This is a genomic window from Limnobacter alexandrii, assembly GCF_005871185.1.
Lineage (GTDB): Bacteria > Pseudomonadota > Gammaproteobacteria > Burkholderiales > Burkholderiaceae_B > Limnobacter > Limnobacter alexandrii.
The window spans coordinates 1,029,830-1,043,690 of sequence record NZ_SWKN01000006.1 but is presented as its reverse complement, the minus strand read 5'-3'; the positions used below and the strand labels follow the sequence as shown (position 1 = coordinate 1,043,690).

Below are 13,861 nucleotides of genomic sequence, written 5' to 3'. Positions count from 1 at the left end.
GCTGCCTCCCCGCAGCACCAGTCGCTCGCCTGAATGGGACAGGCTGAACGGTCAAGGCCGGTATCCGGGCTTGTAAGTTTTGATGTGTCGCCTTCCCAGTTGCTGCGTTTAGAGCAGCTTTACTACCAGTGGCAAAATGACACACCCGCACTTACGTACCGTTGCGGGGGCAGCGCAGGCTTGAACCTGCTTCCCGTTTAACTGCGCTCAAAAAATGAGCACAAGCACCTTAACCCTGCTATTCTAACGTGTTTTTTTAACACCCAAACACCGGGCGCATGCCGTTTAGGTAGTGCGATTGAAAAGCCATGTCAGAAGTCTGGAAACCCAGCGTTACAGTAGCGGCCATTGTGGAGCATCAGGGCAAATTCCTGATCGTGGAAGAACACACCACCGATGGCATCAAGCTTAACCAACCCGCAGGCCACCTGGACCCAGGTGAAACGCCACAGTTTGGTGCTGCGCGCGAGGCGCTGGAAGAATCGGCCTGGGAAGTAAATCCTTTGGGTTTGCTGGGCATTTACATGAGCCGCTACACCAGTTCCCGCACCCTTGAAGATGTCACTTACCTGCGTTTTGCTTTTGCCGCGGAAGTGGTGAAGCACCACACCGACCGCGCTTTGGACGAGGGCATTATTCGCACTCTGTGGATGACTGCGGAAGAACTTCGCGCCTGCCAGGACCAACACCGCAGCCCCTTGGTGATGCGTTGCGTGGACGACTTCCTGAACTGGAAGGCGGGCAAGCAACCCATTATGCCGCTAGAGCATGTGTACACGCACCCCAGTGTGCTTGCAGGGCCCCTGCCCCCCGGCGTATCGTAAATATCATGGCAAAAACAGTGGTTATAGGCATGTCGGGCGGGGTGGATTCCTCGGTGTCGGCATGGCTGCTCAAGCAGCAGGGTTACAACGTGATTGGTCTTTTCATGAAAAACTGGGAAGACGATGACGACTCGGAATACTGTTCCAGCCGTCAAGACTGGCTGGACGCCGCCAGCGTGGCTGATGTTGTTGGCGTAGACATCGAAGCCGTGAACTTCGCAAGCGAATACAAAGACCGGGTGTTCTCGGTGTTCCTGAGCGAGTACTCGGCTGGGCGCACACCCAACCCCGACATTCTTTGCAACAGCGAAATCAAGTTCAAAGCCTTTCTGGACCATGCTTACAGCTTGGGGGCCGATTACATTGCCACTGGTCACTATGCACGTGTGCGGGAAGTGAACGGCGAATTTCAGCTGTTGAAAGCGGTGGACCACAGCAAAGATCAATCGTATTTCCTGCACCGGCTTAACCAGGCACAACTCAGCAAAACCCTGTTTCCGCTGGGTGAAATACAAAAAACCGAAGTTCGGAAAATTGCGCTTGAACTGGGCTTGGCCAATGCCACCAAAAAAGACAGCACCGGCATTTGCTTTATTGGCGAACGCCCCTTCCGGGAATTTTTGAACCGCTACCTGCCCACGGCACCCGGCCCCATTCTGAACGACGAAGGCCAGCAAATTGCCGAGCATGTGGGCTTAAGCTTTTACACGCTGGGGCAGCGCAAAGGCATCGGCATTGGTGGCCAGAAAGAAGGCAATGGCGAACCCTGGTTTGTAGCCCGCAAAGATTTGAAGAACAACACGCTGTATGTGGTGCAAGGGCACGACCACCCTTGGCTACACCAGAAGGTTCTGACAGCCGAACAGGCGCACTACATTTCAGGGCATGCGCCAAGCAGTGCGCACATGGCTTGCAAAGCCCGCTACCGTCAAGAAGACTCCGCCTGCGACTTCAGGTTGACCGATCAGGGTTTCGAATTGAACTTTGAAGAAAGCCAGTTTGCGGTTACACCTGGGCAAAGCGCCGTGCTGTACCAAGGCGAGGTTTGTCTGGGTGGTGGCGTTATTGCCTGAAACACGGCATAAAAAAGCCCCGACCAATTCGGGGCTTTGTTCTTTGACGCATTAAACTGAGTTACTCAGGCTTGGTGTCTTCAAAACTGGGGCGACAAGCCAGACGTTCGGAATATTCATTCAATTCCGGATACAACTCGCGCCACTTCAATTCAGGCATGCGGAAATCCAGGTAAAACAGCGCACAGCCCACCGTGATATCGGCCAAGCTGAATTGCTCGGTCAAATAAAAACCGGGCGTGGTTTTAATGCGGTGAGAAACCCAGGCCAAGCCATTGTGGATTTTCTGGGTTTGGCGGTCGATCCATGCCTGGCTTACTTTGTCGCCTTCGTGGAATTTCTTCTCCAGAATGATATCCACAGCGGCCTGGCTAATGCCTTGCCCCAGTGACTCCATGGTGCGCACCAAAGCGCGCATGTTCGGGTTGGTGGGCAACAGGGGCACTGTTGGCATCATGTATTCAAGCGTGCCTGAAATGACCAAAGAATCAAATACAGTTTGCCCACCGTCCAAAATCAGGCAAGGCACTTTGCCCAGCGGATTGTGGTCGGCGATGCGGGTATTTTCATCCCACACGTTTTCCAGAACAAACTCGTACGGAATTTCTTTTTCTTGAAGCTGAACGCGAATTTTGCGCACGAAGGGGCTAGTCAGGGATCCCACTAGTTTCATCACAGTTCTCCTAAATACAATCCTGGATGAGATTGCGTCTTGTTTTTTACGACCTGAAAGTGTCTAACAGTTTTACAAATTGAACAAGCAGAATTCCAAAATACCACCTCGGACATCACTCGGCCCAAACAGTTTCCGGCGAGACAGGTTACAATACAAGGCTTTGAAAAACCTCAATTTTTACCGCCCGCATGATCTCTTCAGACTCCTTAAGCACCTTAACCGCAATCAGCCCGCTTGACGGCCGCTATCAGTCCAAAGTGGCCAATTTGCGCCCTCTGCTCTCTGAAGCCGGGTTCATGCACCACCGTGTGATTGTCGAAATCGAATGGCTTAAAGCACTGGCCAATGCGGGTTTTTCGGAACTGCCCGCTTTCTCTGCTCAGGCTTTGGCCAAACTCGACGCCATCAAAACCGAATTCTCAGAAGCCGACGCCCAACGCATCAAGGAATTTGAAGCCACGACCAATCACGATGTAAAGGCTGTTGAATATTTTATTAAAGAAAAATTTCAGGCCGATGAAGAACTGAAAAAATCGGCTGAATTTGTTCACTTTGCCTGTACTTCTGAAGACATCAACAACATGAGTCATGCCCTCATGTTGAAGGCAACGCGTGAACAGGTCATTTTGCCGACACTGGACCGCATGGTGACCACCCTGCGCAATTACGCCCACCAGTTTGCGGACCTGCCCATGATGTGCCGTACCCATGGCCAGCCCGCCAGCCCCAGCACCATGGGCAAAGAATTTGCCAACGTAGTGCACCGCCTGGAACGCGCCATTGCCGCCATCAAGTCGGTAGAACTACCCGCCAAAATGAACGGTGCAGTGGGCAACTTCAATGCGCATTTGTCGGCCTATCCTGAATTTGACTGGGAAAAGCTGAGCCGCGATTTGATTGAAAGCCTGGGCTTAACTTTCAATCCCTACACCATTCAAATTGAGCCGCATGATGGCATTGCCGCCCTGATGGATGCAATTGCACGCACCAACACCATTCTGATCGACTTGAGTCGCGACATTTGGGGCTATATTTCACTGGGCTACTTCAAACAGAAACTGAAGGCCGGTGAAGTAGGTTCATCCACCATGCCGCACAAGGTCAACCCGATCGATTTCGAAAACGCAGAAGGCAACCTGGGCATGGCCAATGCCGTGCTGAAGCACCTGGCCGAGAAGCTGCCTGTTTCTCGCTGGCAGCGCGACCTGACCGACTCCACCGTACTTCGCAACTTGGGCGTGGGCATTGGTTACGCCATATTGGCCTATGAAAGCTGCTTGCGTGGTTTGGGCAAACTGGAGGTGAACGAAGCTGCTATTGCCGCCGACATCGACAACGCCTGGGAATTGCTGGCCGAACCAGTGCAAACCGTGATGCGCCGCTATGGTTTACCCAACCCTTATGAACAACTGAAAGAGCTGACCCGCGGCAGGGGCATTACCCAGGCAGGTCTGCAACAGTTCATTGCCCAGCTTGACTTGCCACAGGCCGAGAAAGAACGCCTTCTGGCGATGACACCGGCCAGCTACATTGGCAAGGCCGCAGAGCTGGCCAAGCGAATCTAAAAATGAAATGGGGCGACACTTCCACTCAACGATACAAGCAAGAGCGGGAGGTGTCGCTGCCGTCTTGATCAAAAGTTCTCACGGTAATTAAACCTCCGCGTGCGGAAACTTCGTATCTGACGCAATTTTCTTCTACACCCGTCTGGTTTGGATTCAAGCGGATATCTGCGTCATATTGCTGATATTCGAGCCCAGGCACTGGTGTCACTGTCACCGCATAGTTTTCCGAAACCACATTGGGAAAATGAGCTTCCAATTGTGAGTAATTGCCATATCGACTAAACCGATCTCTATACTGAATTTGCGCAACTGTAATAGCATGCGTCAAATCTGCTCCCTCTATCCGAAGTGCTTTTTTTTTGTAGTATTCAAAACCAGCCAGAGACAGACTCCCCAACACCCCGACTATGGCCAGACTGATCATCAATTCAATCATGGTAAAACCGGTCAATTGCAAGCGATTCTTCAACAAATCGACCTCACGTGGGTTTAACAATACTTAGATAAAAGCGCTCGCAAAGATATCCCGATTCGCAAGCATTCGCATTTGAATTCGTTTGCAAGGAATTTTGAAAGTCCCGCAACTTGTATCCCACGCTAATGTGAAACAACTCCAGCCCGGAGCCACTTTGCGCCACCTGACAATCCGTCAGCTTCAAGTTCATAACCGGCACAGCCGAGTGAAAACTCTCGTGCCAAACACGCAACACATTCGATGATGAAGTATGGCTTACCGATTGAGACGAATTACTTAAAGAATTCGCGATGCGCGCGGATTCCTCAACCATCGCCGTACATATACCCTGAATATGGGTTTGCCACTCCGTGACACTGCGCCCCCTAGCAACATCAAGGTCCCCGGCAATCTGGTACAGCAGGTTTGAATATTCCTTGACCGCAATGCTGATCTGAGTTCTGGAGTCGCTCCCAGCCGCCACAACACTCAGGGAAAGCTTCGCCTGTACCGCAGCATAGCTTGCCAAAACTACAAGACAGCTGACGAGGATCGCCTCGAACAGTCCGATACCACGCTCAAATTTTGGAAATTTTTGCACGGAAATCACCTTTCAAAAAAGCGGATTGAAGGTTCAAGCCGGGACCGAACCGTGCGTGTTTCGGGGACACAAAATGCCTCGCTCACTGTTCTGCACATCTGTACCAGTGACGTTGTGTTTTGAGAGCTGTCGTTTCGACTCACGACACACTGACGAACTTGATCGGTTCTGTCCGTGAAAAAATAAAACAAACCACCCATCCGTTTGTTTGTATTCTCTCGACTGGCATCTGAAATTGCTGAACTGTTCATTTCCAATTCAGCCGAACAGTTTTTGTACCTCGGAATACCCCACCAACGCCTGGGCGCTACTGCAAAACCACGATTTAACACCACCAGGTCGCCATCCACAACAACGTTCGCATTCAAAATGACATCCTCGACATACAGAGTCCCAAGCACGATGATTAATTGAGCGGCAGGATACTCTAGGTGACGCCAATACACGCCGTCCGTACCACGTGCATCGATCACCACCACCGCGTTGTCAAGCATGGATTGAGCCCCGGAAAAAGGTGAACTACAGGGTGCACGATTCACCGTTGTGTCCCAGCTAAAGCAGCCTCCCGAGTTGTTCACGGGATTATTCCAGTGATCACGAATCCAGCGAGGCGTCGTATTGTTGCGGTAGGCCAAGAAGTTTTCCCACCTTGGGTTTTCCACCAAGAATCGAAGCGTCCTGTTCTTTTTATGCTCGGTGCTGTCCAAAGCATCGCGATAGGCTGTGTGAGCGTTCATTTGGCTCAGTGAGTTGTTCCAGCTTTGCTCTGCATTCGCAATTCGTTGCCCGCGCAAGGAATCTGCACTACTGAGCAGGTCTGCACGCTGGGCAATCAGTGCGTTCTTTTCATTTACGGCTTGATCGATACTCGTCTGAATTTCCGCAGCTCGAGTTTGATTGCCCGCTGACTGCGCCGCATTGCGATCGGTGACAAGCTGATCTATCTGACTTTGCCTGCCCGCGATTTGCGAGTCATATTTATCATGCGCTGCCCTGGCCTCGTCAACCCAGGAACGCTGGGCATTGGTCTTTGCCGTTTGCAGAACCTCGTATCGATCCTTAATCTGCTGCCACAGGCCCGCATTTTGCCTCTCCAGCACAGACTCGCAACCCAATTGCGGCTCTCGGGGCCTTGATCCCTGTAACGCCTGATCAAGATTCTCTCTGGACAAGTTATGTTGCTGTACAAGCTGTTCAAAATTCACCTGGGGGCTATGTGCGACATGGGGGCTTTGCTCACAAAACAAAAGTGGTGGTTGAGCATTCAACTCGCCTACAGAGCCGCCTTGGCCAGAGGAATAAACAGGTCTTCTTCTGACTAGCTGCCCTGCCTGTTCGAATTCAAGGTCGACTGCCCCCTGGGAACGTACATCGACGTAATAGTACACAACACCGACCTTCCGCCAATCCTGCTCATCAGAAGTGGAATCGCGGCCATTAAAAAGACCATGCGCGGAACGCTGGGCAATTTCAATTGGCAACATTGAGTTCAAATTGGCGTTGGTACCCGCTCGACTGACGCGTGCGACATCATTCAAATCAAGTCCCAAAAAATGCTTGAGAAGTCGATCCGGCTGACCTCTGAGCCCATTCAAATATGACACATTGGTGAAATCAGAGGCGCCATTCAGTGAACTGGAAAAACCTGCAGTTTGTTGCAGCAAATTTGGATCCAGAAGATCTGGACTCAGCTCCTTTCCAGGATTTGAAGGATGGTTCAGATATGAGTAACTGAGGCTTAATGGCCCCGACGCACTTGATGCCAAAGCGCCCCCTCTCCCACTCGGTGTTACGCCCAGTACCTTCAGCCCGACTCCTGTGGTCGGGTTTTGCCCACCCGATGCAGGTGCTGAGTTTCGCGCAATGACTCGCCCACCAATTTCAAGTGGTTTGTAATAGGGCAATGGTGGCATGTTGTGCGTACCCATGAACAATGCGTTTTCCGAGAACGAAACTGCAAGATTGGTCTCCAGGCCTTCGGCCAGCATCGCAGACGAACGCGTCCCGTTGACGATGTTTCCTGTCACGGTAACTGGCGCTTTCCAAAGCACAGCAGGGTCAATAATCCGGTTGGGATTCGCAGCCACAGCGCCCGAGTACACTTCACCCATGGTGAACCCGCCAACGGTTCGTAAATTCAATGGCTTGAACTCATATGCATCATTTTGACCGCATGTTTTCCAACTAACCTCCGAAGAGGTAGTGCTAGTACTAACCTCCTGTTCCTCACAAACTTGTCGCCCTGCAGTACAGCTCTGAGAAACAAAACTCTCGGAAGGGATCATGGAGCCAAATAGTTCATGACGGGCGCAGGCACCTGCCCCCTGAGTGTCACACTGGAAAGACCCCACCACTCGATAATTCAGCTTCCAGCTACCGGGTTCAGGGCGATGGCAATAGTCTTCACGGTGGCTTAATGACGCATATATTTCAATCTTGTCTCCCTCTGCCGTGCGGCTTGCGATCATGATTGGCCTGAACACCCGAGGCAAGACCGAACCCACCGGCCCAATTTTTGGATCATTGCACAGGGAAGCAGATGGATTCTCAAACTGCGCCTGGACCAAAGACAAACGGTTGTGATCAAGTGAGTTGAAAAAGGCACGCAGCTGATTAACGCCTTCATTGGCATTCATTTGCGCTTTAGACGTGTCCCAAGTATTCAACACCGATTCTTTCTTGAGACTTAAAATGCCAGAGTCACTGATCGATAAAAACATGACCAAAGCCACAATGCCCGAAACGACCAACAATGAGGTCATACCGGCTTGAGATCGGTCGGAACAAAACCTAAACATTCGATCACCTCACAATGCAGGGTTTGGCAGGAAAGTTCACCATCACAACGTCAGAAAACGAGCTATTGCCTGGCGAAGAATTCGAGACGCCCCCACTCAGATTCCTTTGAAAACGGTAATAAATCATGAGTGCATTGATGCCGTTTTCGCCTGGACGGCAATCAGCCCCCTGCGATCCAGTTTGGTTGTCGACTGGCCAACACTGATTAGGCGGGGAAGTGGACATCAAACTCTCAAAACTGTCATTCTTGATACCGCAGAGCATAAAACTTTCAAGTGGCAAAACCTCAGGATTATTTAGCCGAATCCATGAGGCATTCTTCAGACCAACCGGGGTTTGCTCGAAAGATGCCTCACACAAACTGCGCAAAACCTGTTGAACCAAAGTACCTGGATCATTATTTCCATTCATGGAACCTCCTCCCTGAATGGAAATCCCTGCAAAATCATCCATGTCGTTTTGGGCGTAAAAGTACTCAAAGCTTGTACCCTTGCCTCGGTACATCACAAAACGGTTCACCTGTCGATCTTGACCCTGCAAATCGCCGGCTGACGAGGATGCGATGCAGTAACGACCATGAGCAAGACCAGTTTGCTGACCCGATTGGTCAAGCGGAATACATCGGTGTTGGGGGTTGTAGCGGCACACATAAATTGAATAAGGGCGATCCTCGATAACCGACCCAGCATTTGAGTCCGCCAAATCCAAACGAACAATTTCCCGCAAAGTATTGAGTGAACCCAGATTGTTGTGATCGATAACCCGGTCATTGGGCGTAATAAACGAGGGGATAAGTTTCGTAATCATGGCAGCAGTCAGGGCCATCAAACCCACAGCCAATAAAACCTCGACCAAAGTAAAACCTACGCTCTTCGGCACGCTACGGTGTGATTGCACGTGACTCTCCTTCGCTCAATGTGAGAACGCCTGATCTTTCGACGCGAAAGCGCCAAACATTTGAATTGTCTACACGGGGATTAAAGAACTCGATGAATCCATTGTTTGATGCGAACAAGGACGCGATGCTGTGTTGCCCACCAGCCTTCAAAAAGCCGCTTCCCGGCTGAAAGGTGAACGTTCGGACATAATAAAAAGGACAGCCCTCCAGGATACCGAACGGTGGAACGCCTGGAAGATCGTAGGCCAGCCCAAGAATGCTCTTGCGATGCACCTGCACATCATTTGGAACGTTACCAAAACCAAGGACATCGCAGGCAAGATTTTCTGCCCTGGACAATGAGTAAAAATACTCTATCCGGGTGGAACACTGATTCTGATTCTCCCGACTGGGCAATTCAGTGCGAAGTGCAATACAGGTGGGCGAGTTGGTTTTCACTGCGTGACTTCTGGCCGTATCGAACACCGCCTGAACTTCACGAACTTGACTGGACAGTCCAGGATTACCAATTCCAGGTCTGAAACTGACCACTGCCAGTGATCCCAAAATGCCCACAACACCCAACACAAGAAGCACCTCAAGAAGACCGAATCCTTGAATGCTTTGCTTGTTGAATGAAGATAGTGAGAAGGGCATGGCATCGTGATCCAATGACTATGCTTGGATTATTCACGACAGACAGATTGAAAAATACCACCCAGATAACCTAACTCAGGTGATACAAAAGTCTTCCAATATCAACTGAGAAAAAACTGTGGCCCCAAACGTTGATTTAATCGATCACCTACAAATGCGTGGATTACTGCGAACTGTGAATCCGTCAATGTCTTGAGAACAAATCCATAGGTGGAACTGGTGTTGTTGGAATCTCGAGGCTTGGATACTACCTCAGCATCACACTCTACAAGGTATTTTCTGGTGTCCAAAACAAGCTGAAACGCAATAGAGATTGTCTGCCCAGCATTCAAGGCCACCGTTTTCGGAAACAAAAGCTCCAGACCGCTCGTTGAAATATTGTCGATCACCACCGCCATCGAATCGATTTGGCCTGGGGCAGTGCCATGCAAGCGCACTGTAGCTGGTAAATCACAGTTCACACGCCTGGCCCGACGAATGACTTGTGACTCCCGGTGAGTTTCATGCGGCCATGACATCACGATGAGCGGGTGTGGCGACAACAACACCTTTTCGATCATTGAACTGAAGCGGTGAATGGACAAGCCATAAGTGGCCTGGAACTCCCACACCTGCCCCTCTTTGGTAAACACGCATTTGCCATCCCGCGTAGGGTGCGTAATCAGAATAGCCGCCTGAGGAATGCTGCCGATCAAACGCACATGAAATGGATCTTTTACCTGGCCTTGAGCAAACATTTTGAGCTGACTGCCGGTTTCAAAGGGATCTTCGAAGGTTTGCTTGGCGGGAAGCAGTCTGGGCAGGGCGTTTGAATCGATTGGAGGCTTGCCAGGCTGAATGACAAACTTGGTAGCAGCCCAACGAGGGTTGTGGTACAACCCCTTGGCGGCCAGTTCGTCAAGCTGCTTTTGGCTTGCTACAGACTGGCCCTCGGCCAACAGCAGTACCCCGCTTCGATCATAAATGGCGAATGGCAGCGCCTTGCCTATTTCAATATCGCCCTTGGCCAAAGGCGAAAGGTCTTTGGGATTGTCCACGCTGCCTCACTCACTAAGCCCTTTTTACGGGGTCTCAAATTCTTTGTCTTTCTTCACCGGTTTGACCAGGTCTTCGCGGGTCAGGCCCATCCAAATCAACATGGGGCTGGCCACCAACACAGATGAGTAGATACCAAACAAAATACCGATGGTCAACGCCAAGGCAAAGCCATGCAAGGTGGGACCACCAAAAAACAACATGGAACACACCATGATCTGGGTTGAACCGTGGGTAATAATAGTGCGGGAAATGGTTCGGGTGATCGCGTGATCGATGGTCTCGGGAACCGACATCTTGCGTACCTTTCTGAACGTTTCCCGAATGCGGTCAAACACCACCACCGATTCATTCACCGAATAACCCAAGACTGCCAACACCGCTGCCAATACAGACAGGGAGAACTCCCAGCCAAAAAAGGCAAAGAAACCGAGAATGATCACCACGTCGTGCAGGTTGGCGACGATGGCCGACACGGCAAATTTCCATTCAAAGCGCAGAGCCAGATAAATCATGATGCCAATTATCACCACCATCAGGGCGATCACACCATTTTCAGCAAGCTCACGACCAACCTGCGGCCCAACAAACTCCACGCGCATGAGTTGCACACCTGGACCGCCCAGGTTCAGCACCTGTTCTGTCATCGCCTGCTGGTTCAACTTGCCCTCGGTTCCCAATACGCCAGATTGCAAATCTTTCACGGCCAAGCGCACCAATACATCTCGCGCCGTACCAAAGTTCTGCACCTGTGGCTCATCGATGCCAGTTGCACGCAAACCTTCGCGAATTTTTTCAAGTTCAGCGGGTTGTGAATAGCGGGCCTCAACCAGCACACCGCCTGTGAACTCCACGCTCAGGTTCAGGCCTTTGTGGAACAGAAAGAATACCGCCGCCAGAAAGGTGAGCACCGAGATAATGTTGAACAACTTGGCATGCCGCATGAACGGAATGTCGTTTTTGATTCTGAATAGTTCCATTTGCTTTTAATTCGCTTTGTTCAGTTGGTGGTCAGGCTTTTTTTGCCACGGCTGTGCCGGCAGTGGGGCGCCAAATTTGCCCAATGCTCACAGCTTCCAGTTTCTTTTTGCGGCCGTACCAAAGATTGACCACACCGCGCGACACCACAACGGCACTGAAAATTGAAGTCAGAATACCCAAACAGTGCACCACAGCAAAACCGCGCACTGGGCCCGAACCAAAAATCAGCAAAGCCAAACCAGCAATCAAGGTGGTGATGTTCGAATCAAGAATGGTAGCCCAGGCACGCTCATAGCCCGCTGCGATCGCCTGTTGAGGTGCTGCCCCCTCCCGCAGTTCTTCACGAATACGCTCGTTGATCAACACGTTGGCATCGATCGCCATACCCAAGGTAAGGGCGACCGCCGCCAAACCTGGCAGCGTCAAAGTGGCTTGCAACACAGACAACAGGGCAAACAGCAGCAACACGTTCACCGCCAGCGCAAACACCGAAAACACGCCAAACAGGAGGTAGTAGGCCATCATGAAAATGCCCAGCGCGATGAAGCCGTACAAGGTCGAATTCAGACCCTTGTCGATGTTGTCAGCCCCCAGGCTTGGGCCGATGGTGCGCTCTTCAATAATGTCCATTGGCGCAGCCAGCGAACCCGCACGCAACAACAGGGCCAGGTCGGCAGATTCCACGGTGTTCATGCTGCCGGAAATTTGCACCCGACCACCGCCAATTTCACCGCGAATCACCGGGGCTGTAACCACCTCACCCTTGCCTTTCTCAATCAGCACAATGGCCATGCGCTTGCCAATACTCTCGGCAGTGATGTTGCGGAAAATACGTGAACCCTGGCTGTCCAGCGTCAAATGCACTGCTGGTTCCTGGGTTTGATTGTCAAAGCCGGCTTGCGCATCGGTCAGGTTGTCGCCAGTCAAAATTACTTCCGACTTCAACAGCAAATCGCGGCCACCACGTTCGGTGAAGCGCTCCAGGCCAAACGGTACAATGCCACTGGCCAAAGCAGACTGGGCTTCGGGGCTGTCGTCGACCATGCGCACTTCCAGCGTGGCGGTTCTGCCCAAAATATCTTTTGCTTTCGCGGTGTCTTGCACGCCGGGCAACTGAACCACAATGCGGTCCGCACCCTGGCGTTGAATCACAGGTTCAGCCACACCCAATTCATTAATCCGGTTGTGCAGCGTCGTGATGTTCTGGCGCAAGGCATACTCGCGCGCCTGCTGCTCAATTTCAGGTGCCAGAGTCGCCACAAGCGCGAATTCTGAACCGCTTTCGGGAGCAGCAAGCTGCAAATCTGGGTATTCCTTGGTCAGGGCGGCCTGTGCCTTGTTGCGGGCTTCCGCATCCCGGAAAGTCAGGCTGAAACCCGCCGCAGTGCGCGGTGCGCTGGCGTAACGCAAGTCTTCTTCGCGAAGGGTTTGCTTGGCACTGGCCAGCAAGGCGTCTTTGCGTTTTTCAAGCGCTGCATCCATGTCCACCTGCAGCAGGAAATGCACACCACCGCGCAAGTCCAACCCCAAGTACATGGGCAATGCATTGATGCTGGTCAGCCAATCGGGCGAACGGGACAACAAATTGAGCGCAACAATGTAGTCTGGGTCGGACGGGTCAGGGTTGAGCTGACTTTGCAAAAAGTCGCGCGCCTTCAACTGCTCTTCCGAGGAGTTAAACCTTAATTTCAGCGTTCCGCCGCCCAGTGTTTCCTCGAAAAACACCCCGTCAGGCTTCATACCCTGCGCCTCGAGCTGGCTTGACAATTGCTCAGCCAAACCGGGAGACAATTTCAAGGTGGACTTGCCACTTGAAATTTGCACAGCAGGCGCTTCGCCATAAAAATTGGGAAGGGTGTACAACACACCCAGCACCAACACAATGGCGATCATCAGGTACTTCCAGACAGGGTATCGATTCATGACAGCAAATTAACGTGTTTCTTTCAGGGTGCCGCGAGGCAGCAGGCTTTGTACAGCAGCGCGTTGCAGCACAACTTCAACAGGCTTGTCACCCATTTCGGCTACTTCCAGCGTGATGTACGATTCGTTGATTTTGCTGATTTTGCCCAGCAAACCACCCGAGGCGATCACTTCATCGCCTTTTTGCAGGGCTTCAACCATGGCTTTGTGTTCTTTCTGACGCTTCATTTGGGGACGAATGGCCAAAAAATAAAGCACGCCGAACATCAAAATGAGGGGCAGGAAGCTTAAAAGGCCACTTTCCGGGCCAGCGGCTGCGGATTGCGCAAACGCGGATGAAATCACAGTCATCTCCTTAAAGTTGTGATGGGTTCGCGCCGAGTATACAACGCTTGA

General features: G+C 51.6%; 13 protein-coding genes and 1 riboswitch. Of the genes, 3 read left to right on the top strand and 10 right to left on the bottom strand.

The features are described from left to right. Positions 1–38: 38 nt before the first annotated feature. A riboswitch (cobalamin riboswitch) is annotated at positions 39–247 on the bottom strand. 61 nt (positions 248–308) lie between these two features. Together FCS97_RS05220 and mnmA are read left to right on the top strand one after the other, a co-directional pair. Continuing rightward, on the top strand, positions 309–824 hold the full coding sequence (locus FCS97_RS05220; RefSeq protein WP_138517195.1) for an NUDIX hydrolase: 516 nt from the start codon (positions 309–311) through the stop codon (positions 822–824). 5 nt (positions 825–829) lie between these two features. After that, positions 830–1,897 carry a tRNA 2-thiouridine(34) synthase MnmA gene (gene mnmA / locus FCS97_RS05215; RefSeq protein ID WP_425460734.1) on the top strand — a complete coding sequence of 356 codons (1,068 nt, stop codon included), beginning with the start codon at positions 830–832 and terminating at the stop codon, positions 1,895–1,897. A gap of 61 nt (positions 1,898–1,958) precedes the next feature. Here mnmA and FCS97_RS05210 read toward each other — a convergent pair whose 3' ends face one another. Beyond that, positions 1,959–2,570 carry a glutathione S-transferase C-terminal domain-containing protein gene (locus FCS97_RS05210; RefSeq protein WP_138517193.1) on the bottom strand — a complete coding sequence of 204 codons (612 nt, stop codon included), beginning with the start codon at positions 2,568–2,570 and terminating at the stop codon, positions 1,959–1,961. A 191-nt stretch (positions 2,571–2,761) separates the two neighbouring features. Between FCS97_RS05210 and purB the strand changes: the two genes are divergently transcribed. Next, positions 2,762–4,138, top strand: a complete 1,377-nt coding sequence (gene purB, locus FCS97_RS05205; protein WP_138517191.1) for an adenylosuccinate lyase — start codon at positions 2,762–2,764, stop codon at positions 4,136–4,138. A 25-nt stretch (positions 4,139–4,163) separates the two neighbouring features. On the opposite strand, the gene FCS97_RS05200 is transcribed toward purB, so the two are convergent. From FCS97_RS05200 to yajC, 9 genes are all read right to left on the bottom strand, one after another. Then, positions 4,164–4,589 (bottom strand): type IV pilin protein, encoded by a 426-nt coding sequence (locus FCS97_RS05200; RefSeq protein WP_281283834.1) that lies wholly within the window; start codon positions 4,587–4,589, stop codon positions 4,164–4,166. 28 nt (positions 4,590–4,617) lie between these two features. Continuing rightward, entirely contained in the window at positions 4,618–5,193 is a 576-nt protein-coding gene (locus FCS97_RS05195; RefSeq protein ID WP_138517187.1) for a hypothetical protein, read from the bottom strand. 5 nt (positions 5,194–5,198) lie between these two features. Further along, entirely contained in the window at positions 5,199–7,913 is a 2,715-nt protein-coding gene (locus FCS97_RS05190; protein WP_138517185.1) for a hypothetical protein, read from the bottom strand. 82 nt (positions 7,914–7,995) lie between these two features. After that, complete coding sequence (locus FCS97_RS05185) at positions 7,996–8,889, bottom strand: PulJ/GspJ family protein (protein WP_138517183.1); 894 nt, start codon at positions 8,887–8,889, stop codon at positions 7,996–7,998. Next, complete coding sequence (locus FCS97_RS05180; RefSeq protein WP_138517181.1) at positions 8,873–9,541, bottom strand: pilus assembly FimT family protein; 669 nt, start codon at positions 9,539–9,541, stop codon at positions 8,873–8,875. Before FCS97_RS05180 ends, FCS97_RS05185 begins: the two co-directional genes overlap by 17 nt. A gap of 86 nt (positions 9,542–9,627) precedes the next feature. Next, positions 9,628–10,563 carry a PilZ domain-containing protein gene (locus FCS97_RS05175; protein WP_138517179.1) on the bottom strand — a complete coding sequence of 312 codons (936 nt, stop codon included), beginning with the start codon at positions 10,561–10,563 and terminating at the stop codon, positions 9,628–9,630. Positions 10,564–10,587: 24 nt separating this feature from the next. Beyond that, positions 10,588–11,541 carry a protein translocase subunit SecF gene (gene secF / locus FCS97_RS05170; protein ID WP_138517177.1) on the bottom strand — a complete coding sequence of 318 codons (954 nt, stop codon included), beginning with the start codon at positions 11,539–11,541 and terminating at the stop codon, positions 10,588–10,590. A 31-nt stretch (positions 11,542–11,572) separates the two neighbouring features. Next, entirely contained in the window at positions 11,573–13,465 is a 1,893-nt protein-coding gene (secD, locus tag FCS97_RS05165) for a protein translocase subunit SecD (protein WP_138517175.1), read from the bottom strand. 9 nt (positions 13,466–13,474) lie between these two features. Beyond that, a complete protein-coding gene (gene yajC / locus FCS97_RS05160; protein ID WP_008249612.1) occupies positions 13,475–13,816 on the bottom strand; it encodes a preprotein translocase subunit YajC in 342 nt (113 codons plus the stop codon). Between the last annotated feature and the right edge of the window lie 45 nt (positions 13,817–13,861).

Excerpts from the sequence above, each read along its gene's own strand:
- FCS97_RS05190 (WP_138517185.1), bottom strand. The coding sequence starts at position 7,913 with ATGTTTTTATCGATCAGTGACTCTGGCATTTTAAGTCTCAAGAAAGAA.
- FCS97_RS05220 (WP_138517195.1), top strand. The coding sequence starts at position 309 with ATGTCAGAAGTCTGGAAACCCAGCGTTACAGTAGCGGCCATTGTGGAG.
- FCS97_RS05210 (WP_138517193.1), bottom strand. The coding sequence starts at position 2,570 with ATGAAACTAGTGGGATCCCTGACTAGCCCCTTCGTGCGCAAAATTCGC.
- yajC (WP_008249612.1), bottom strand. The coding sequence starts at position 13,816 with ATGACTGTGATTTCATCCGCGTTTGCGCAATCCGCAGCCGCTGGCCCG.
- secF (WP_138517177.1), bottom strand. The coding sequence starts at position 11,541 with ATGGAACTATTCAGAATCAAAAACGACATTCCGTTCATGCGGCATGCC.
- secD (WP_138517175.1), bottom strand. The coding sequence starts at position 13,465 with ATGAATCGATACCCTGTCTGGAAGTACCTGATGATCGCCATTGTGTTG.
- purB (WP_138517191.1), top strand. The coding sequence starts at position 2,762 with ATGATCTCTTCAGACTCCTTAAGCACCTTAACCGCAATCAGCCCGCTT.
- mnmA (WP_425460734.1), top strand. The coding sequence starts at position 830 with ATGGCAAAAACAGTGGTTATAGGCATGTCGGGCGGGGTGGATTCCTCG.